Origin of the sequence: Pseudarthrobacter sp. NPDC055928 (genome assembly GCF_042270935.1) — a bacterium.
Taxonomy (GTDB): domain Bacteria; phylum Actinomycetota; class Actinomycetes; order Actinomycetales; family Micrococcaceae; genus Arthrobacter.
Genome location: NZ_JBHJZH010000002.1, coordinates 170,450 through 190,925, shown reverse-complemented (window position 1 = coordinate 190,925; position 20,476 = coordinate 170,450). Strand labels below are relative to the sequence as shown.

The window sequence follows — 20,476 nt, the reverse complement described above, 5'->3', positions numbered from 1 at the left end:
CAGCCTAGGCCGGCGCGAGAGCTTTGTTGAGCACGGCGCGGATTCGTTTTTCGGACACTGAGTAGGCAGTCCCCAGTTCGACGGCGAAGAGGCTCACCCTGAGCTCTTCGATCATCCAGCGCACCTGGGCCAGCTCCGCACCTGCCCGGCGGCCAGGCAGCAGGGCCGACACCGCGTCGTCGTAGTCGTCTTCCAGGCGCTGGACGGCGGCCATGCTGAGGGCGTCGCGCTGGACGTTGCCTGGCAGCCGTTCCAGCCGTTTTTCGATGGCTGCCAAATATCGCGGCAGCTGGCTCAGCTGGGCATAGCCGGTGCGGGCCACAAAGCCCGGGAACACGAGTTGCTCCAATTGGCTCTTGATATCGTTCAGTGCGCTGATGAGGGCAAGGCTCGTGGTGCCCTTCAGCTGCTTCTCGATCCGCCGGGTGCTGGCAAGGATGCGTTCCACCACTGCCGTCACACTGAAGACGGTATCGATGAGTTCGGCGCGGACCTGCTCATACAGCGCATCGAAGGACGCCTGGTCCCACGGAAGTTCAGCCGGGACCAGTTTGTCTACGGCGGCCAAGGCACAGTCGGCGATGAGGGCGGAGACTGAACCGTGCGGGTTCTGGCTGAACGTCAGTTTTTCGGTGTTGTTGAGGTGCTCCAGGACGTAGCGGTCCGGTGCCGGAACGCGGAGGGCCAGAAGGCGGATCACTCCGCCCCTCATGGCCTCCAGCTGTTCCGAAGGCGTCTGGAAGACGCGGAGGGCCACGGAGGTCCCTTCGTCCACCAGTGCCGGATAGCCCGTTACAGTGTGGCCCTTGACGGTGTTGCTTACCTGCCGCTGCACCGTGCCGAACGTCCAGGAGGTCAGGCCGCTTTGCTCCTTGAACCCCGGCGTCGAGCCGTTGGCGCTGCCTCCTTCGGCCGCCGCAGGGGTGATTCCGGCGGCTTTGCCGCCGGATTTTGGGGCCGTCGTTCCAGGCGTGGCCCCCAGCGACTCAGCGATGGCACGGCGAGTCGCCGGCGCCAGCTTTTCCTGCAGGGCGGCCAGGTCCTTGCCTTCGTCCAGTACCTTGCCCTTGCTGTCCACCACCTTGAAGCTCACGCGCAGGTGGGAGGGCACGGCATCCCAGTTCCAGGACCCGGGCGGGATGATGTGGCCCCTGATCCGGCGGAGGGCCAGTTCGAGTGATGCTTCCAGCTCGTCGACGGCGGGGTCGAAGTCCGCTTCCAGGGCCGCCACTGCCTGACGGGCCACATCTGGAGCGGGAACAAAGTTCTTCCGGATCTGCTTCGGCAGGGACTTGATCAAGGCCGCTACCAATTCGGCGCGTTGCCCGGGAATCAGCCAGCGGAACGCTGCATCATCGAGCTGGTTCAGGAAGAGCACCGGCACTTCGGCCGTGACGCCGTCGGACGGGTTGGGCGGCGAGCCGGGCGCCACCGGATGGAACTCGTAGCTGAGCGGCAGCTCGAACCCCTTGTGCAGGAGGGTCTTTGGGTACGCGGCCTCGTCCAGGTCGTCGGCGTCGTCATTGAGCAGCAGCGACTTGTCGTAGTCCAGGAGGTCCGGATTCTTCTGCCGGGCCTCCTTCCACCACTTGTCAAAGTGCCGCTCGGACACAACTTCGGGGCCAATCCGGGCGTCGTAGAACTCAAACAGGGTTTCGTCGTCCACCAGCAGGTCACGGCGGCGCATCCTGGCTTCGAGCTCCTCGACTTCAAGGAGGAGGGCGCGGTTGCGGTGGAAGAACTTATGGTGCGTTTTCCAGTCGCCCTCAACCAATGCATGCCTGATGAAGAGCTCGCGGGCCAGGACGGGATCCACCCGGCTGTAGTTGACCCGGCGCTGCGGGATGATGGGCACGCCGTAGAGCGTGACCTTCTCGTAGGCCATCACCGCGCCCATCTTGGTGGACCAGTGCGGTTCGCTGTAAGTGCGCTTGACGAGGTCCGGCGCAACCTGTTCGGCCCAAACGGGATCGAACTTGGCGGCCACCCGTGCCCAGAGACGGCTGGTTTCCACCAGCTCCGCCGCCATGACGAACGTAGGCGACTTCTTGAACAACGCTGAGCCGGGGAAGATCGCAAAGCGGCTTCCCCGGGCGCCCACGTATTCGCGTTTGCGTTCGTCGAGGATGCCGATGTGGCTGAGCAAGCCGGAGAGCAGGCTGATATGGATGCCTTCGTGGTTGCCCACGGGGTCGGCGAGACGCTTGTTGTCCAGGCTGATGCCCAGCGGCCGGGCCAGCTGCCGGAGCTGGGCGAACAGGTCCTGCCATTCCCTGACGCGCAGGTAGTTGATGAACTCTGTGCGGCACAGGCGGCGGAACTGCGTGGATGAGAGTTCCTGCTGCTTCTCCTGCAGGTAGTTCCATAGGTTCAGGAAGCCTGTAAAGTCTGAGTTTTCATCGCGGAAGCGGGCGTGTTTCTCTGCGGCCAGCTGCTGCTTGTCCGTAGGACGCTCGCGCGGGTCCTGGATGGTAAGCGCTGCCGCAAGGATCATCACTTCACGGACGCAGCCGCGCTTGCCGGCCTCCACGATCATCCGGCCGAGCCGGGGATCGACTGGGAGCTGGGCGAGCTTCTGGCCGACGGCGGTCAGGCCGCCGCTCTTGGCGTCCGCTTGTGCGTTTTGCGGTCTGGCGGCACTCAAGGCGCCGAGTTCACGGAGGAGGGTAACGCCGTCGTTGATTGCCCGTGAGTCCGGCGGCTCAACAAACGGGAAGTTCTCCACGTCCTTGGGCCCACGGGCCACCCCCATGGCGGTCATCTGGAGGATGACGGCGGCCAAGTTGGTCCGAAGGATTTCGGGGTCGGTGAAGAGGGGCCGGGACTCGAAGTCCTCTTCGGAGTACAGCCGGATGGCGATGCCGTCAGAGACGCGGCCACACCGCCCGGAGCGCTGGTTGGCGGAAGCCTGGGATACGCGTTCAATCGGGAGCCGCTGGACCTTGGTCCGGTGCGAATAGCGGGAGATCCGGGCTGTGCCGGTATCAATGACGTATTTGATGCCCGGAACGGTAAGGGAGGTCTCGGCGACGTTGGTGGCCAGCACGATCCGGCGTTTGCTGCCCGGGTGGAACACCTTGTGCTGTTCCTGCAGGCTGAGGCGGGCAAAGAGTGGCAGCACCTCGGTACCGGCAAGGCGCCGGTTGGACTGGATCCTGGCGTTGAGTGCCTCGGCCGCGTCACGGATCTCGCGCTCGCCCGAGAAGAAGATGAGGATGTCGCCGGGTGCCTCAGTGGCGAGTTCGTCGACGGCGTCGCAGACGGCGTCGAGTGGATCACGGTCCTCTTCGAGTTCGTCGTCGGAAGCGTCGGCGTCTTCGCCGTCTGCCGTGCCGCGTGCCGGCTGGGACAGCGGACGGTAGCGGATCTCCACCGGGAACGTTCGGCCTGAAACTTCGATGATGGGAGAGGGCTCGTCCTCGGAGCCAAAGTGCTTGGCGAAACGCTCCGGATCGATGGTGGCCGAGGTGATGATGATCTTCAGGTCGGGCCGCTGAGGGAGGATGCGCTTGAGGTAGCCAAGGATGAAGTCGATGTTGAGGCTTCGCTCATGGGCCTCGTCGATGATGATCGCGTTGTATTTCCGCAGCAGCTTGTCGCGCTGGATTTCCGCCAGGAGGATGCCGTCGGTCATGAGCTTAACCTTGGTGGACCGGCTGACTTCGCCGGTGAACCGGACCTGGAAGCCCACTTCCTGGCCAATTTCGACGCCGAGTTCCTCCGCGATACGCTCGGCTACCGTCCGTGCGGCCAGCCGCCGCGGCTGTGTATGACCGATCAGGCCGTTTTCGCCCAGGCCCAGTTCCAGGCACATCTTGGGGATCTGGGTGGTCTTACCGGAGCCGGTCTCGCCGGCAATGATGGTCACCTGGTTGGCGGCGATGGCCGCCATCAGGTCCTCGCGGCGCTCGGAGACCGGCAGCTCTGCGGGGTAGGAAATGTGAAAGGTCATGGCTCGAACCAGTCTACTGTGGGCTCCGCTGGCTGTTATGACGCTGTTACGGCCAGCACCCGGGGCTGATCAGCTTCGGCACCGGGGCGGATGCCGCCGTCGTGCTTTACGCATACTTCCGCCGTCGGACCATCACAGCCTACCCCTGGCGCCTGCACAGAGGAGGACCCGGCTCTGATGAGCCGGGTCCTTGGTGGTTGATGGATGCTTGGGCCGATGTGCTGCTCAGAACAGATGTCCTGCTCAGAAGAGACGGAGCGTGTAGCTGGTACTGGGCAGGTCCAAGGCGGACCAGGCCTGATGGGAGCTGACGGGCGGGTTATGGCCGAGGCCGTCGCGCAGAAGCGCTGAAACGGTGGCGGCGAGGACGATGAGGAGCAGGATGGCGATGATGATTCCGAAGATTTCCATGCCTCAATGCTGCTCCTGGCCGCCGCCAACCAACAGTGGCAGAAATGCCCAAAAAGCTATAATTTCTGCCACAATGGATGCATGCTCAAATCAGTGGCAGTCATCGTGGTTCCCAACTTTTCGATCTTCGAATTCGCTACGGCGTGCGAGGTATTCGGCATCGACAGGTCTGGTCGTGGCGGGATCGTGCCTGCGTTCGATTTCAGGGTCTGCACGCCTGAGCCTGGAAACCTCAGGCTCAAATCGGGCCTCTCCATGAACGTCTCCTTGGGGCTCGATGCCACGGCGGATGCGGACCTGGTGATTATGGCGCCGTACGGGCGGGACGAAGACGTTCCCGAATCCGTCCTGGAGGCGCTCCGTGCGGCGGATGCCAGGGGAGCCTGGGTTATGTCCATTTGCTCGGGTGCTTTTGCCCTCGCCCGAGCGGGCCTGCTCAACGGCCGGCGCTGCACAACGCACTGGCACTACTCGGGGGAGCTCGCCAGCCGCTATCCGGATGTGCAGGTGGACGAAAACGTGCTCTACGTCCAGGACGGGAACATCATCTCCAGTGCAGGCACGGCAGCCGGGATCGATGCCTGCCTCCATTTGGTCCGCGTGGAACTTGGCGCGAATGTGGCTGCCGCGATTGCGCGGGACATGGTGGTTCCCCCGCACCGCGACGGCGGTCAGGCGCAGTTTATCGACCGGCCCATGCCCACGTGCGGCTCCGCGCCGATGGAGGAGCTCCTTCGCTGGATGGTGCAGAACCTGGATCGCGAGCACACCGTCGGCGAACTGGCGACCCGCGTGCACATGTCGGCGCGGACATTCGCGCGCCGCTTCCGCTCCGAGACGGGCGCCACGCCGGCGGCATGGCTCAACTCACAGCGGGTCCTCCGGGCGCAGGAGTTGCTGGAATCGACGGACCTCAACATCGACGAGGTGGCCAGGGAATCCGGGTTCGGCCATCCGGTGCTGCTCCGGCACCACTTCGCCAAGGTGCTCGACACCAGTCCGCAGTCCTACCGCAGGGCCTTCCGGGGGCAGCTGGTGGAGGCGGGCTAGGCTGAGCCCGTCGTGCCATGCTGCGGGTGGTCTGCCCTAGGCAGGGTGGTCCTCGGCGGCCGCCCGGGCGCTGTCAACCAGCACGCGCCAAGGGCCGGTGACAGCCTGCTCGGGCAGTGCCGCCCGCCTTTGGCCGGCCCGGATTGCATAGATGAAACGGTCAGCCTGGTTCCCGGCAGCCTCCGCGGCTGCCGCCCTGACAGTTTTCGGCACCGCGTCCCAGGGGCATGCTTCGACAATGGGCTGCCACTGGTTCTTGGCGCTTTCGGTCTGGGCGTGCACTGTCCATACTCTTGTGAGGGCGGCGATGCCGCCGCTTCGCTCCACACTGATCTTCATGGCCGGTCCCGGGCTTTCCTGCAGCCTGGCCGCTTGGTGGTGTGCGGCCGGGCATTCAACTAAAGCTTGACCTTCACAGTTTCCCACGCCTGCCGTACGGCGTCATGCTCGGGGGAACCGGTGCCAAAAAGCTCGACGGCGGATGCCGCCGTCGCCCTCGCGAAGACACTGAAGGTGGCTGTGGCTGGCAGTGAGCCGTCGGTAAGCGTCTCGTACCAGATCCGGCCGGGCGACTCCCAGGCATTGCCGCCCAATGCCTCTGCGACGAGGTAAAAAGCGCGGTTGGGAATCCCTGAGTTGATGTGGACACCACCGTTGTCCGCGCTGGTGCGTACGTAGGAATCCATGGAGTCCGGCTGTGGGTCCTTCCCGAGAACGTCGTCGTCGTATGCAGTGCCGGGGGCCTTCATGGAACGCAGGGCTGAACCCTCCACATGCTCAGTGAAGAGACCTTCGCCGATGAGCCAGCTGGCCTCCTTGAAGGACTGCTGCCTGAGGAATTGCTCCACCAGGGCACCAAAAACATCCGACATCGATTCGTTGATGGCGCCGGCCTGGTTGCGGTAGGCCAGCCCGGCAGAGTACTGCGTGACGCCGTGAGCGAGTTCATGGCCAATAACGCTGAGAGACCGGGTGAAGCGTTGGAAAACCTCGCCATCGCCGTCGCCGAAAACCATCTGGCTGCCGTCCCAGAAGGCGTTGTCGTAGAGCTTTCCGAAATGGACCGTGGCGTCGAGGGGGAGACCCTCACCGTCGATGGAGTTCCGGCCAAAGACCTCAGCGTAAAGCCGGTGCGTGTGCCCTAGGCCGTCGTAGGCTTCGTTCGCCGCGTCGTCGCCCGAGTCCGGTTCACCTTCCTTTCGGACGAGCTTGCCGGGAAGTTTCTCGGCGCCTTGTGCGTCGTAGATGCTTCGGTGAGGCGGTCCCGGCTGGACCTGCCGAAGTCCCGGGGGAGTAACCCTGGCCGGCTGGGCTCGGGACTCCTGGACCGACCGGACATGGCTCAGTGCCTCTTTCGCGGCCCGGGCTGCGGCGGAAAACTGTGGTGCGTCCTGGCGGGCCAGCCGGCGCAGCAGGTACGGCGGAATGATGGAACAGAATGTGGCTGAAGCGTGCATGGCCTACCCCCTCAAGTTGGTTGAATCAGCCTACGAGGGGCCACCGACAAAAGGACTGCAGCCACACCCGTTTGATGTAAGGGGCCTAGATTTTTGGAAACCTTGGCGGGGGTCGCCTGGGTATAGGCGGGGAGCTCTGCGGCCATGTCCTGGGTGGTCGGGGGTTATCCACATAGGCGATGTGCTGGGCTGTTTTTGTTGGCACCTCGCTGGATGATGGGGGTATGGGGATCCCGGGTGTTGACGAGGCGGTGGAGGCCTTCGAGGCTGCTGCTGCGGAGTTTGCTGCCTTTGTGCGCCGGGGGCTGGGTGGCCGCGGTTCCGGGATGGGTTCCCAGATGGATTCCGGGACGGGTTCCTGCGGTGGTGATCCTTTGCGGGGGCAGGCCGATGCTTGCCTGGACGGGCTGGACGGTTCGGTCCGGGTGGACGCAATGGTGGCGGCGTTCAGGGTGCGCCTGGCCGCCGCGTACGCGGGAAAGGCTGCGGCCCTGGACGGCCCGGTCAGGAGCCCGGGCGAACACACCGCCCAGGAGATGAGTGTGGTGTCCGAGGTCGCCTGTGCCCTGACGGTGACTGAACGCTCGGCCTCGGCGCTGCTGGCGCAGGCCCATGAACTGACCACGGCCCTGCCGCTGACGCTGGCCGCCCTGCAGGCCGGGGACCTGTCGTGGCAGCACGCGAAGATCATGGTCGATGAAACCACCGGCCTGGATGCGGCCGGCGCGGCGGCGTTGGAGGCCCGTTTCCTGGGCCCGGACGTTCCGGACCGGGCGCGGGAGTGCCCGGCCGGGGAGCTGGTCCCGTCCCGGTTCCGGGCCAAGGCCCGGACTTGGCGGGAACGCCATCATCCGGTGAGTATTGAAAAGCGCCATGCCAGGAGTGTGTTGGACCGGCGGTTGGAGTACGTCCCGGACCGGGACGGCATGGCCTGGCTTTCGGCTTACCTGCCCGCGGACCGGGCGGCCGGGATCTGGAACGGTATAACCGCCGCCGCCCGCACCCTCCAGGGCCCGGCCGAGACCCGCACCATGACCCAGCTCCGCGCCGACATCGCCGCCAAACTGCTCCTCAGCGGCGCCGCGGGCGATGAAACAACGGCTGACGGCGGCTCCGCCGATGAGTCGACGGGGCGGGTCCCGTTACCGGCGGCGCAGGTCCTGGTGACGGTGCCGGTGTTCGCGCTGATGGGCCTCACGGACGAACCAGCCACTCTCGACGGGTACGGTCCGATCCCGGCATCGATGGCCCGGAGCCTGGTCGCCGACGGCGCCGGCTCGTTCCATCGCGTGTTGACCGACCCCCGGAACGGGGCGCCGCTGGAGATCGGCCGCCAAAGCTACCGGATCCCCGCCGCGATGCGCCAATGGCTGAGGCTCCGGGACGGCAAATGCCCGTTTCCCGGCTGCAACAACCAGTCCCTGGACAATGAAGCCGACCACCTCCTGGCCTGGGCCGACGGCGGCACCACCGGCATCAGCAACCTCGGCCAGCCCTGCCCCAAACACCACCGGCTAAAACACACCACCGCCTGGACACCCACCGAAGCCAGCATCGACAAACCACCCGGCTGGACCTCACCCACCGGACGCCACTACCAAAGCGAACACCAAGACTGGGAACCACCTAGGTTACCGGCGCAGGTTTTAGCGGCGAGCTGGAACGAGACACCGCCCTAGTTCGCCGGGGTGTGGCGACCACCCAGCCTTGTCACCATCCGCCCGGGCCGCATTGATCGTTGGTGTGGCATTCCTGCTGCTCTCTGTGCACGCCATGGGGCAGTCGCATATGTGACTTTTCATCCGGATCGGACGGCGATGGAACCGACGACGGGGCCTGTGGATAACTCTGAGCGCTGAACTGTCGCCTGGGCTAACCTTAAGGAATTGTTCGGAGCGAGGCATTGAAACACTATTGGGGGAATAGCTGCCCATGACATCGCACAACCTTTTTACGTCCCGGCGTCTGCGCCTGACCCCACTCGTAGTTGTTGCGGCGGCCGCTGTGGCGCTCTCGGGCTGCAACTCGGGCAGCGGTCCCAACAGCACTGGCACGTCACCTTCCGTGTCTGCCACAGAGTCGGTGACCCCGAGCGCCACGCCGACTCCCACCGCAGCCTACAAACCAGCTGACGCAACGGGCCCCGCACAGAACGTGCCCGTGCCCGTGTTGCCTGAGGTCGCAAAGACCGAGACGAAGGAAGGGCTGGAGGCATTCGTGGGGTACTGGTACTCGACCCTAAGTTACGCGTATGAGACCGGCAGTGTGGAGGCGCTGGAGAAGATTAGTGGACCAGACTGTGCCAATTGTCAGGCGGCGGAGAAGGTCATTCGAAACTGGTACACCGAAGGGCGCTGGCTTGCGGGTGGAAAAATCGTCACGCCCACCATAGAAACACGATTTGTGAAGACGGGGGATGGGCTATATCAAGCCATCGTTCAAGTTCAGCAGTCGGAGCTCCGAGCCTACAAAGCGGATGGGACGATGTCAGATACTGTCGTAGCTCCCACGGATGTCGGGCAAATCTTCTTGGCAGCTTACTCGGCGTCGGGCTGGCATCTTGTCGACGCCCAGCGTCTAAACGGCTAGCGAAGGTGGTCAGCTAGTGAGGACTAGGTCGTGCCGTCTAGTTGTTATTGCACTGCTCCTCTCTCTTCTTGGCGGTTCCCCTGCTGCAGTCGCGGAGAATCTGAACGATAATCTGGCTGGATTTGCGCCGGGCGGCATAGATGTAAGTTCCCGATGGCTTCCCAATCCAAGTACTGGACTTTTCGAAAAAGTAACAGATGCCGCGGCGGCAGATCCAAACCAGTACAAGTACGAACTCCAATGCCACCTCGGCGGGGGCGATTTCAATTCCGTCTGCCTGCGGGACCAGGTCGAGTGCAAGAGTGGGCCTGAGGGCAAGGCAGGCATTCCCGTCGTCTGGTTAAAGGCACCTCGCGGACTGGCCAACCCGGTATGGACGCACCACTCCGGCCCGACGTGCCTCTACGACGCGAAGCCCGAGGACCTGCTGCCACGCATTGCCGCGGACATTCAGCGCCAGTTCGAGAACTTGCCGGTCAAGGCGGGGTCAGTCGTGGCCCAGCCGAGCCCGCACACCCTCCGGGGCGCCGAGACGAACTTCTATGCCGACGCCAGCGAGCAGCAGTTCGACGTCACCATGTTCGGGCAGCAGGTCCACGTCGTAGCCACACCGGTCCAGTACACGTGGAATTACGGCGACGGTACGGTGTTAGGCCCACAGTCATCGATGGGTGGACCACTTCCGCAGGAGCGTTGGGGCGAGAAAACACGGACCAGTCACGCCTACACGGCCACTGGAGACTTCCAAGTAGTCCTCACCACCTCATTCCGAGGGACGTACTCCGTCAACAACGGACCCCCGTTGCCCATCCCCGGACAAGGCCAGTTCAGCGCCGCGCCCCAGAACATCAGCGTATGGCGGTCCATCACCCGCAACTACGCCGACGACTGCAACCAGAATCCCCAAGGCCAAGGCTGCCCCGGAGTGCCGTCAGCGCCCTAACGCCGCATCATGGGCCTCAATACGCGAGTCCGGGCAATCACGGGCGCCAGTAGTGTGCCCCGGGTGGAAAACAGAAAACCCCCGCCGCTTTTCCAAGCGGCGGGGGTTTCATTGTGCCCTCGATAGGATTCGAACCTACGACCTTCTGCTCCGGAGGCAGACGCTCTATCCCCTGAGCTACGAGGGCAATTCAGGGTTCCTGCTGTTGCCAGCGGGACGTCCTAGAGCTTAGCAGGAAGGTGGCCTGCAAGGAAAAACGCCACGCCTCAGTAGCCGGAAAACGAGTCCACATGCACTCGGCGTGCCCCGGCCTCCCTGGCCGCGCGGCGGAGTGAAGCCACGCTGGCAGGAGATCCTGAGATGTAGACGCTGCGTCCGGCAATATCGGGCACAAGGGCCTGCAATGAAGCCCCATCCAGCCGGCCCCCAGCTCCGGTATTGGTTCCTGCTTCGGTGATGAACGACGGCGGGGCGGAACCGTCCGCGAGTCGGGCAATGATCCGCGCCCCCGAAGTACGAAGCTCATCGGCGTAGGCAATCTCTTCGGCATTTCTTGCCAGCAGCAGCAACACCACGTCCCGGTCCTTGGCTGCGCCGGAGGCCAGGTGTGCCAGATATGGAGTGATGCCGATCCCGGCAGCTATCATCAGCAGCGGCCTGGCCGGATCCCGCGGCAGCACGAAGTCGCCTCCCACCGATGTGGCGGTCACTTGGTCGCCCGGCTTCAGCCCCAGCAGGACTTTCTTGGCGGCTGACAAGGGGTCAGCTGTCCGGACCCCGAACTTCACCTCATCCGAACCGGGCGCGCTGGTCAGGCTGAACACCCGGCGTCGGCCCTTCCCGTCCGACTTGGCGTGCGGAAGGTCAAGTTCCATGTACTGGCCCGGTACAAAGCGCACAGGCCGGGACGGCTCAAACGCAAATTCTGTGGTGCTCGGCGTCAGGGGCCTGGAACCGGTGAAGCGCAGCTTCAGCCCGCCCCGCTGTCCCACAAGGAAGGCCAGCAAGTTGCCGAGCAGCAGTGCCAGCTCCGGTGAGTTGGCTATAAAGCCCAAGTTGTACGGCACCGCAAACACCACGCCCACCACCGCGCCCAGCGCCAGCTGTTGCCAACGGCGCGGCGGCAGCGTCAGCGGCTCGGTCAGCATAAAGCCCACGAAAAACAGGAGCGGGCGTTGGGCGAAGGCCTGCCAGAGGGCGCTGCCGAAGGAGAGTCCGGCTTGCAGCAGTTCCGTCGTGATAATCGCAGTCGCAACCACGAGGAACACAGTTGCCATCAGAAATTTGCGGGTTCGGTAGAGCACCAGAAGGATTCCAGGGACCAGCAGCCACAGCATTGCAGGGGTCGCCGCCCACCACGTTGCAATGTTCAACCCGGTCAGCCCCGTAACGAACGCCCCGGCTGCTGCCGGGTTGAAGATGTGCCGGCCGCGCCAGGCAAGCGCGTACTTTGAGGCGGAGGCAAGGACGCACGCCAGTGCCACGCCTGCCATGTCCATGGGCGCGAAGGTCGGCCAGAACAGGAAGTAGAGAAGCAAACCAGTGATGAGTGACGACTCAGAATGCGGCCGCACACGGAACAGTGCAGCAAGCCCGCGGTTGGAGACGTAGGTCAAACCAAGGCACAGCACCAGGTGGACCAGCATCTGCGGGATGCCGAACGTGAGCCAGCCGAGGGCGTTCAGGAGGAGGCTATACGCGGCGAGGGCGGACAGCACCAGGAGGATGAGCCGGTACATCGTGTACTTGCCCAACAGGGTGTCCAGCCGGCCTGCAGGGGAAACGGCTGCCCCTGTCTTGGGGGCGTCAACGGGGCTCATGTGAACAGTGTCCCTTCAAATCCTGCCGAATAGGCGGCGCTACCATCAGAAAATACCGTCAGCCACGAAAAGTCGAAGGACTCTTCCAACACAGCGCCGGGTGCGAAGAATAGCGCCGTTGCCAGGGCGTCAGCCACCATGGTGCTTTCCGCCATGGTCCAGGTGGCCACGGCAGTAGTGACCGGACGTCCGGTGGTGCCGTCCAGCACGTGATGCAGGCCGTCGCCCCACGCCCGGCGGTTCGACCCCGATGCACACAACGCCCCGCCCGCCAGCGATACTTTTCCGATGGCCTTGGATGGGTCATAGGGATGCTCCAATGCCACCATGACGGTATCGGGGCCGCTGTGAAGCAGGTCCCCGCTGGCATCAATCAGGAAGTCCTGCTCGGCGTGTGAGCGCAGTTCCGCCGCCAAGAGATCCACCAGCTGTCCCTTGCCGGCCGCTCCAATGTCCAGGACAAGGGGCACTCTGGTGGTGAGTACGTCGCCATCCCAGTCCAGCGCATCCTCCCAACGGAGGGCGGGAACCGGCGAACCCGCGGGACGAAGGGAATATGAGGAGTCGTACCCCAATCGCTCAAGGCTGCCGCCGATCAAAGGAGTCATGGCGCCGGCCGTGATGTCGTATAGCTCGCGGTATAGGCGGCCAAGAGCCGCGGCTTCTTCCGAAAACCGATACCGCCCGGGCTGCCGGGCCATGGCACCCACCGTTGAATCGGGTCGGAACCGGGACCAGTCGCCGTCGTACCGCTCCACCACGGCCAGCAGCCTCGCGCGGAGGGAGCCGTCAAGCGGCCGGGGCGTGGAGATTTCCCAACGGGTACCGATCCCGTCGAAACTGAACCCGTCCCAGTCCGGCTGCGGCACGTCCTACTTTGCCTCTGCCTTGATCTTTTCGAGTGCCTGGTTGAAGCCGCCGCTGGTGAGCGAGGACCCTGCCACCTTGGAAACGTTCAGTTCGTCGATGCTCTTTCCCACGATTTGCGCTGCGATCCCGCCGGCAAATTCGCCTTGGAATTTCCGCGTGTTCGGGTTCGAGGGATGCGGGGTGATGTTCACAGCCGTGACATTGCCCGAAGCAAGGGTCAGTTCAACACCAACAGTTTCGGTACCGTTCGGGGAAACATAGGTGCCGTCCGCGCTATATGTACCGTCCTGGTAGACGGAACCACTGCTGGCGAGCGACGACGAAGTGCCCGAAGCGGAGGTGGTGGATGGCGCGGCCGACGTTGCAGGCGAACTGTTGCCGGTGGTAGCCGGCGTGTCCTGTGTAGCGGACGGCGCGCAGCCCGCCACCGTTCCTGCGAGGGAAAGGCCGGCGATACCGGCGAAAACACTCTTGCGGACTGACGGTCTCATGAATGGGTCTCGTTTCGTGGGCTGGGTGCTTACGGTGTTCTCAACGTCGGATTCACCGTAATGGTTCACCCTGTGATTCAGCCGTGCAACTGCTGTGAGGAAAATCGCTGTTGCCTGGTCGAGTTAGTGCCGGTCACGCGCAACGCTCAAATTCGTCCATGTGGCGGCCCCCGGTAGGCTAGAGGGGTGACTCCCGAAGAACTCTCCCTCGCCATATCCACCTGCCTGAAAGACGCCGTCGCCGCTGGCGAAATCGCGCTTTCCGCATCAGCTGTCCCTGATGAGGTGCGCGTGGAGCGACCGAAGAACCGGGACCACGGTGACTGGGCCACCAACATTGCGCTCCAGCTCGCCAAGCAGGCAGGCACAAACCCGCGTGAATTCGCCACGATCCTCAGCGCCCGGCTGAAGTCCATCAACGGTGTCTCCGCCGTGGACATCGCCGGACCCGGCTTCCTGAACATCACGGTGGATGCAGCCGCGGCAGGTGCCCTGGCGAAGGCCATTGTGGAAGCCGGACGGGAATACGGCACCAACACCGCGCTCGCCGGCCACGTGGTTAACATGGAATTCGTCTCCGCGAACCCCACCGGACCCCTCCACATAGGCCACACGCGCTGGGCCGCCCTGGGCGATGCGATCGCCCGCGTCCTGCGTGCCTCGGGAGCCGAGGTCACCGCTGAGTACTACATCAACGACGCCGGCTCGCAGATGAACGTCTTCGCCAACTCCGTTTACTCCCGGCTTCACGGACGCCCCGTGCCCGACGGCGGCTACCCCGGCCAGTACATCGCGGACCTCGGCCACGAGGTACTCAGCGAGCACCCGGACATCCGCGAGCTGACGGAGGTCGCCGCTATCCCGGTGATCCGAGCGGCGGCCTACAAGGCCCAGATGAAGGACATCAAGTCCACCCTCGCGGACTTCGGCGTGGCATTTGACGTCTACTTCTCCGAACAGGAACTGCACGACGCCGGCGCCATCGAAAGTGCCGTTGCCCGCCTTCGCGAGCAGGGTCACGTGTTCGACGACGGCGGTGCCGTTTGGCTGCGCACCACCGACTTCGGTGACGACAAGGACCGTGTGATGATCCGGGCAAACGGCGAGCCCACCTACTTTGCCGCCGATGCCGCCTATTACCTGTCGAAGAAGGACCGCGGCTTTACCGAGAAAATCTACCTCCTCGGAGCAGACCACCACGGTTACATCAACCGCCTGAAGGCCATTGCGGCCTGCGCAGGCGATGACCCCGAGGTGAACATCGAGGTGCTGATCGGCCAGCTGGTCTCCGTCAACGGTGCCAAGTTGTCCAAGCGTGCCGGCAACATCATCGAGCTCAAAGACCTCATCGACTGGCTGGGCAAGGACGCCGTGCGCTACTCCCTGGCCCGTTTCCCTGCGGACTCGCCACTCACCCTGGATCCGGACCTGCTCAAGAAGCACAGCAACGAAAACCCCGTCTTCTATGTCCAGTACGCCCACGCGCGTACCCGCGGCGCCGCTCGCAACGCCGTGGCCGCTGGGGTGGACCGGAGCGCCTTCGAGGCTTCCCTGCTGGACCACGCCACGGAAAATGAGTTGCTTTCGTACCTGGGCAGCTACCCCTCCATCGTGGCCAAAGCTGCGGAACTGCGTGAGCCGCACCGCGTGGCCCGCCACCTGGAAGTGATTGCCGGCGCCTACCACCGCTGGTACGACGCCTGCCGAATCGCCCCCATGGGCGACGAGCCGGTAACCGACGTCAACCGCACCCGGCTGTGGCTTAACGACGCCACCAGCCAAGTACTGGCCAACGGCCTTGACCTCCTTGGCGTTTCCGCGCCGGAACGGATGTGATCCCCATGACAGTGCAGACCGGAAATGCAGCGTCCCCGCTGGCTCCCGACTGGCTGTCGGTGCCGGCGGATCTGAACGCCCTGCACGAACCCATGTGGGCAGGCAGCGTGCAGCGGAACAACGACGGCGTCCTCACGGTGGCGGGCATCGACGTCGCCGCCCTGAAGCAACAGTTTGGGACGCCGCTTTTTGTAATGGACGAGGCCGACTTCCGTGCCCGGGCGCGGGCCTTCAAGGACTCCTTCGACGCAGCCTTCCATGACATCTGCGGGGGAGTGGACGTCTACTACGCCGGCAAGTCCTTCCTGTGCACGTCCGTCGTGAAGTGGGTCGAGGAAGAGGGCCTGCGCCTGGACACGGCCTCGGGCGGTGAACTGGCGGTGGCCGCGCGAGCGGGCATTCCCGGTGAGCGCGTGGCCCTGCACGGCAACAACAAATCCGACGCCGAAATCCACCGCGCGCTGGACATGGGCCTTGGACGCATCGTGGTGGACAGCCTCGACGAACTGGTCCGCGTCGGTGCCATCGCGCACGGGCGCGGTGAACAGGCAAAGGTCATGCTCCGGCTGACCCCCGGCGTCTACGCCCACACGCATGAATTCATTGCCACAGCCCACGAGGACCAGAAGTTCGGCCTGTCCATGGCCGCGGACTCCACAGACAGTGAAGGACTCTCCGCGGCCGAGGAAGCGGTAGCAGCTGCTGCCGCACACCCCGGCATCGAACTGCTCGGGCTCCATTGCCACATCGGCTCGCAGATCTTCGAGCCCGACGGTTTTGCGCTGGCCGCCGAGAAGCTGTTGCGGTTCCTGGCAGCCGTGCAGGAAAAGTACTCCATCGAGTTGCCGGAACTGGACCTTGGCGGCGGCTACGGCATCGCGTACACACCCGTTGACACCCCCCGCCCCGCAGCCGACATCGCGACGGCGATGGCCGCCGTCGTACGTTCCACCTGTGCCGAGCTGGGCATCACGTCACCCAGAATCTCCATCGAGCCGGGTCGCGCCATCGTGGGCAGCACCACCTTCACGCTGTACGAGGTGGGCACACTGAAGACCGTCCGTGTTGACGCGGAAGGGCAGGAGAACGTTACGTATCCCCGCCGCTATGTGTCAGTGGACGGAGGCATGAGTGACAACGCCCGCCCGGTGCTGTACGACGCGGATTATTCGGCAATTCTTGCCTCCCGCACGTCGACGGCGTCACCGCAGCTGTCCCGCGTAGTGGGCAAACATTGCGAGAGCGGCGACATAGTTGTTAGAGATGTATATCTGCCCGAGGACGTGGCAGCCGGTGATCTGCTTGCTGTACCGGGTACCGGCGCCTACTGCTGGGCCCTGTCAAGCAACTACAACTATCTGGCCCGGCCGGGCGTTGTCGCGGTGCGCGATGGATCTGCCCGGCTGATTGTCCGCGGGGAAACCGAAGAAGATTTGCTTAACCGCGACATGGGAGTGCCGAATGACTGAATTGCGAACCCTGAAAGTGGCCCTGCTGGGCTGTGGCAACGTTGGGGCCCAGGTTGCGCGGATTCTCATTGAGGACGCCGACGCCCTTGCTGCCCGCACCGGTGCGCACCTGCAGCTCAGCGGCATCGCCGTACGCAACGTCAATTCCAAGCGCGACGTTGAGCTGCCGCAGGAACTGTTCACCACCGACGCCGAGACCCTGGTCAAGGACGCCGACCTCGTCATCGAGCTCATGGGCGGCATCGAACCTGCCCGCACCCTGATCCTCTCGGCGCTGAGCAACGGCGCCTGTGTGGTGACCGGCAACAAGGCACTGCTCGCCCAGGACGGACCCACCCTCTACGAGGCAGCTGACAAGGCCGGCGTGCAGCTGTCCTACGAAGCTGCCGTCGCTGGCGCCATCCCCATCCTGCGCCCCATCCGCGACAGCCTTTCCGGCGACCGGATCACCCGGGTGCTGGGCATCGTCAACGGCACCACTAACTTCATCCTGGACCAGATGGATTCCACCGGTGCCCAGTTCGCCGATGCCCTCGCCGAAGCCCAGCGCCTCGGTTACGCGGAAGCGGACCCCACGGCCGACGTCGAAGGCCATGACGCCGCCGCCAAGGCAGCCATCCTGGCCACGCTGTCCTTCCACACCCGGTTCGCGCTGGAGAACGTCCACTGCGAAGGCATCACCTCCGTCAGCGCGTCCGACATCGCCGCGGCGAAGGATGCGGGATTTGTTATCAAGCTGCTGGCCATTGCCGAAAAACTCACCGATTCCGACGGCGGCGAAGGGGTTTCGGTGCGGGTTCACCCGACGCTGCTCCCGCGCGAGCACCCGCTGGCCGCCGTCCGCGGTGCGTTCAACGCCGTGTTCATCGAAGCGGAAAACGCCGGCGAGCTGATGTTCTACGGCCAGGGCGCCGGCGGCACCCCCACTGCCTCCGCGGTGCTGGGTGACCTTGTATCGGCCGCCCGCCGCTTGGTGCTGGGCGGGCCCCAGCGCACCGAAACCACTACCGGCCACGTCCCGGCGCTGCCTATCGAAGCGGCAACCACCAGCTACTACATCGGCCTCGACGTCGCCGACCAGCCGGGCGTCCTGGCCCGCATCGCCCAGCTCTTCGCCGAGCATGGCGTGTCCATCGAAATCATGCGGCAGACCATCCACAAGGACGCCGAGTCCAACGTGGAATCGGCCGAATTGCGGATTGTCACCCACCGCGCATCCGAGGCTGCCCTCGCAGCCACCGTCGAGGCCGTGAAGGGCCTGGACGTCATCAATTCAGTTACATCCGTTCTGCGGGTAGAAGGAGTCTAAGTGGCTCACCAATGGCGCGGCGTTATCCGCGAATACGCTGACCGTCTGCCCGTGACGGAATCCACCAGGGTCATCACCCTGGGTGAGGGCGGGACCCCGCTGGTCCACGCGCAGAAACTCTCCGAACTGACCGGTTCCACCGTGTACCTGAAGGTCGAGGGAATGAACCCCACCGGTTCGTTCAAGGACCGCGGAATGACCATGGCCATGACCGCCGCCGTTGAATCCGGCGCCAAGGCCGTTGTCTGCGCGTCCACCGGCAACACCTCGGCTTCCGCCGCAGCCTACGCAACCGCCGCAGGCCTGAAGTGTGCCGTGCTGGTTCCCGAGGGCAAGATCTCCATGGGCAAGCTCAGCCAGGCCATCGCACACGGAGCCACGCTGCTCCAGGTTGACGGCAACTTCGACAACTGCCTGGACATTGCACGGAAGTTGGGGGAGTCCTACCCGGTCTTCCTGGTCAACTCTGTCAACCCTGCCCGGATCCAAGGCCAGAAGACCGGCGCATTCGAGGTAGTGGACTCCCTGGGCGACGCTCCGGACATCCACGTCCTGCCCGTCGGCAACGCCGGCAACATCACGGCCTACTGGAAGGGCTACAAGGAGTACTCCGCGCCGTTCGAGTCCGCAACAGCCGGTACCCTTCCTGCCGTCTCCACTAAGACCCCGCAGATGTGGGGCTTCCAGGCCGCTGGCGCCGCGCCGTTCGTAGCGGGCCACCCGATCACCGAGCCGGACACCATCGCCACCGCTATCCGGATCGGCAACCCTGCCTCCTGGGACGGCGCCATCGCCGCCCGCGACGAGTCCGGCGGATTCATCGATGCCGTCACGGACGAAGAAATCCTCGATGCCCACCGCTGGCTGTCGGCCCGCGAAGGTGTCTTCGTGGAGCCCGGCTCAGCCGCCGGTGTTGCCGGGCTCTTGAAGAAGCACGCCGCGGGGGAAGTTCCGTCCGGCAAGACGATTGTTATCACCGTCACGGGCCACGGGCTCAAGGACCCCCAGTGGGCACTGCGCACCGAAGACGGCAGCGACGTGCAGCCGGTCAAGGTCTCCAACGATGTTGTGACCGTTGCAGCCGAACTGGGACTGGAAGACAAGTAGCCGTGGAAACCACCTCGCCCACCACTGTTGGCCTGCCCCTCATCGAGGCAGGACAGCGCGTCACCGTCCGGGTCCCGGCCACCAGCGCCAATCTCGGTCCCGGATATGACAGCCTTGGCCTGGCCTTGGCGTTGCATGACACCCTGACAGTGGAGAGCCTCGAAACCGACGAACTGCTTTTCGAGCTCAGCGGCGAGGGAGCCGAAACGCTGCCGCGCGATGCCAACCACCTGGTTATCCGGGCCATGGAAGCCGCCTTCGAGCGACTGGGCTACCGCCATGGCGGCTTGAAGATTATCGCGAAAAACGTCAACCCGCACGGCCGGGGCCTGGGTTCATCGGCCTCGGCTGTGGTGGCTGCAGTCTCCGCGGCCAACGCCATGGTGCCGGAGGCCGGACAGCGTGGGCGCGACTGGATCCTCCAGCTCACCAGCGAGCTGGAAGGCCATCCGGACAACGTCGCACCGGCCATTTTCGGTGGGCTGGCGCTCTCCTGGCAGGACAGTGACCAGTACAGCAGCACGTGTGCCAGTGTGCTGGAGTCGGTGATCCCGATTGTGGCGGTTCCTGATTTTGAACTGTCCACGGAGGCCGCCCGCGCGCTCCTGCCTGCCTCGGTGGGCCACCATGCTGCCGCCATGAATTCGGGCAGGGCTGCCCTGCTGATCCATGCACTGACGCAGAAGCCGGAGTTCCTGCTCGCCGGCACCGAGGATTTCCTGCACCAGAGCTACCGCGCGGAAGCCATGCGGCCCAGCGCAGCCCTGATCAGCGCGCTGCGGAAAGCCGGACATGCGGCCGTTGTCTCGGGTGCCGGGCCCACGGTCCTGGTGCTGGCCAACGGCCAGGCTGAAGCCTCCGCAGTCGTGGACTTTATCAATGCCTTTACGGCGTCAAACACGCCGGATATCGCCTGGCGCGTGCTGAAGCTCGCAGTGGACGTTGAAGGTGCTAAGGTGGACTTGCACCGGCGGTGATTCCGCCTATCTGATCTGCAGCTGCATTCAGTTGTTATTTGATCTCCTACTGCGCAACATCTTCCGGTGCCGCCTGCTTGGTCTGTCGCAGGAATCTGCAGCATGAAGTGTCTGCCCCTGAACCGTCAGTCCAGCGTTCCGCCATTAATCGGAGCGTGGGTGAATCAGTATCCGGTCCTGCTGGCCGAAATCCAA

Annotated in this window: 16 protein-coding genes and 1 tRNA gene; 9 read left to right on the top strand and 8 right to left on the bottom strand. The window is 64.4% G+C overall.

The window, feature by feature from the left end; genetic code table 11:
• Nucleotides 1–4 precede the first annotated feature (4 nt).
• Both hrpA and ACFC25_RS03970 read right to left on the bottom strand, forming a co-directional pair.
• Complete coding sequence (gene hrpA, locus ACFC25_RS03975) at nt 5–3,952, bottom strand: ATP-dependent RNA helicase HrpA (protein WP_376044131.1); 3,948 nt, start codon at nt 3,950–3,952, stop codon at nt 5–7.
• 243 nt (nt 3,953–4,195) lie between these two features.
• Entirely contained in the window at nt 4,196–4,363 is a 168-nt protein-coding gene (locus ACFC25_RS03970) for a hypothetical protein (RefSeq protein WP_337345829.1), read from the bottom strand.
• A gap of 81 nt (nt 4,364–4,444) precedes the next feature.
• Here ACFC25_RS03970 and ACFC25_RS03965 point away from each other — a divergent pair, with 81 nt between their 5' ends.
• Nucleotides 4,445–5,413, top strand: coding sequence for a helix-turn-helix domain-containing protein (locus ACFC25_RS03965; protein WP_337345830.1), 969 nt, complete (start codon nt 4,445–4,447; stop codon nt 5,411–5,413).
• Between the two features lie 36 nt (nt 5,414–5,449).
• Here ACFC25_RS03965 and ACFC25_RS03960 read toward each other — a convergent pair whose 3' ends face one another.
• Both ACFC25_RS03960 and ACFC25_RS03955 read right to left on the bottom strand, forming a co-directional pair.
• Complete coding sequence (locus tag ACFC25_RS03960; protein WP_376044129.1) at nt 5,450–5,752, bottom strand: protealysin inhibitor emfourin; 303 nt, start codon at nt 5,750–5,752, stop codon at nt 5,450–5,452.
• Nucleotides 5,753–5,811: 59 nt separating this feature from the next.
• Entirely contained in the window at nt 5,812–6,870 is a 1,059-nt protein-coding gene (locus tag ACFC25_RS03955) for a M4 family metallopeptidase (protein WP_376044127.1), read from the bottom strand.
• Nucleotides 6,871–7,094: 224 nt separating this feature from the next.
• Here ACFC25_RS03955 and ACFC25_RS03950 point away from each other — a divergent pair, with 224 nt between their 5' ends.
• The 3 genes from ACFC25_RS03950 to ACFC25_RS03940 all read left to right on the top strand — a co-directional run bounded on the left by ACFC25_RS03950 (nt 7,095) and on the right by ACFC25_RS03940 (nt 10,402).
• Complete coding sequence (locus tag ACFC25_RS03950) at nt 7,095–8,549, top strand: DUF222 domain-containing protein (RefSeq protein ID WP_376044125.1); 1,455 nt, start codon at nt 7,095–7,097, stop codon at nt 8,547–8,549.
• A gap of 253 nt (nt 8,550–8,802) precedes the next feature.
• Nucleotides 8,803–9,459, top strand: coding sequence for a DUF6318 family protein (locus tag ACFC25_RS03945; protein ID WP_376044123.1), 657 nt, complete (start codon nt 8,803–8,805; stop codon nt 9,457–9,459).
• Between the two features lie 16 nt (nt 9,460–9,475).
• On the top strand, nt 9,476–10,402 hold the full coding sequence (locus ACFC25_RS03940) for a hypothetical protein (protein WP_376044122.1): 927 nt from the start codon (nt 9,476–9,478) through the stop codon (nt 10,400–10,402).
• A 114-nt stretch (nt 10,403–10,516) separates the two neighbouring features.
• Here ACFC25_RS03940 and ACFC25_RS03935 read toward each other — a convergent pair.
• The 4 genes from ACFC25_RS03935 to ACFC25_RS03920 all read right to left on the bottom strand — a co-directional run bounded on the left by ACFC25_RS03935 (nt 10,517) and on the right by ACFC25_RS03920 (nt 13,583).
• Nucleotides 10,517–10,589, bottom strand: a tRNA-Arg gene (locus ACFC25_RS03935).
• A gap of 79 nt (nt 10,590–10,668) precedes the next feature.
• Nucleotides 10,669–12,222: a ferredoxin--NADP reductase gene (locus tag ACFC25_RS03930; protein WP_376044120.1), complete on the bottom strand. Its 1,554-nt coding sequence runs from the start codon at nt 12,220–12,222 to the stop codon at nt 10,669–10,671.
• Complete coding sequence (locus tag ACFC25_RS03925) at nt 12,219–13,091, bottom strand: FAD:protein FMN transferase (protein ID WP_376044118.1); 873 nt, start codon at nt 13,089–13,091, stop codon at nt 12,219–12,221. Before ACFC25_RS03925 ends, ACFC25_RS03930 begins: the two co-directional genes overlap by 4 nt.
• Before the next feature lie 3 nt (nt 13,092–13,094).
• Nucleotides 13,095–13,583 carry an FMN-binding protein gene (locus ACFC25_RS03920; protein ID WP_376044116.1) on the bottom strand — a complete coding sequence of 163 codons (489 nt, stop codon included), beginning with the start codon at nt 13,581–13,583 and terminating at the stop codon, nt 13,095–13,097.
• A 186-nt stretch (nt 13,584–13,769) separates the two neighbouring features.
• Here ACFC25_RS03920 and argS point away from each other — a divergent pair, with 186 nt between their 5' ends.
• From argS to thrB, 5 genes are read left to right on the top strand one after another with little or no spacing between them, the layout of a single operon-like run.
• Complete coding sequence (gene argS, locus ACFC25_RS03915; RefSeq protein WP_337345839.1) at nt 13,770–15,419, top strand: arginine--tRNA ligase; 1,650 nt, start codon at nt 13,770–13,772, stop codon at nt 15,417–15,419.
• Nucleotides 15,420–15,424: 5 nt separating this feature from the next.
• On the top strand, nt 15,425–16,888 hold the full coding sequence (gene lysA / locus ACFC25_RS03910; protein WP_376044115.1) for a diaminopimelate decarboxylase: 1,464 nt from the start codon (nt 15,425–15,427) through the stop codon (nt 16,886–16,888).
• On the top strand, nt 16,881–18,197 hold the full coding sequence (locus ACFC25_RS03905) for a homoserine dehydrogenase (protein ID WP_337352180.1): 1,317 nt from the start codon (nt 16,881–16,883) through the stop codon (nt 18,195–18,197). Before lysA ends, ACFC25_RS03905 begins: the two co-directional genes overlap by 8 nt.
• A complete protein-coding gene (gene thrC / locus ACFC25_RS03900; RefSeq protein ID WP_337345842.1) occupies nt 18,198–19,304 on the top strand; it encodes a threonine synthase in 1,107 nt (368 codons plus the stop codon).
• Nucleotides 19,305–19,306: 2 nt separating this feature from the next.
• A complete protein-coding gene (gene thrB, locus ACFC25_RS03895; protein ID WP_376044112.1) occupies nt 19,307–20,281 on the top strand; it encodes a homoserine kinase in 975 nt (324 codons plus the stop codon).
• The last annotated feature ends 195 nt before the right edge of the window (nt 20,282–20,476 follow it).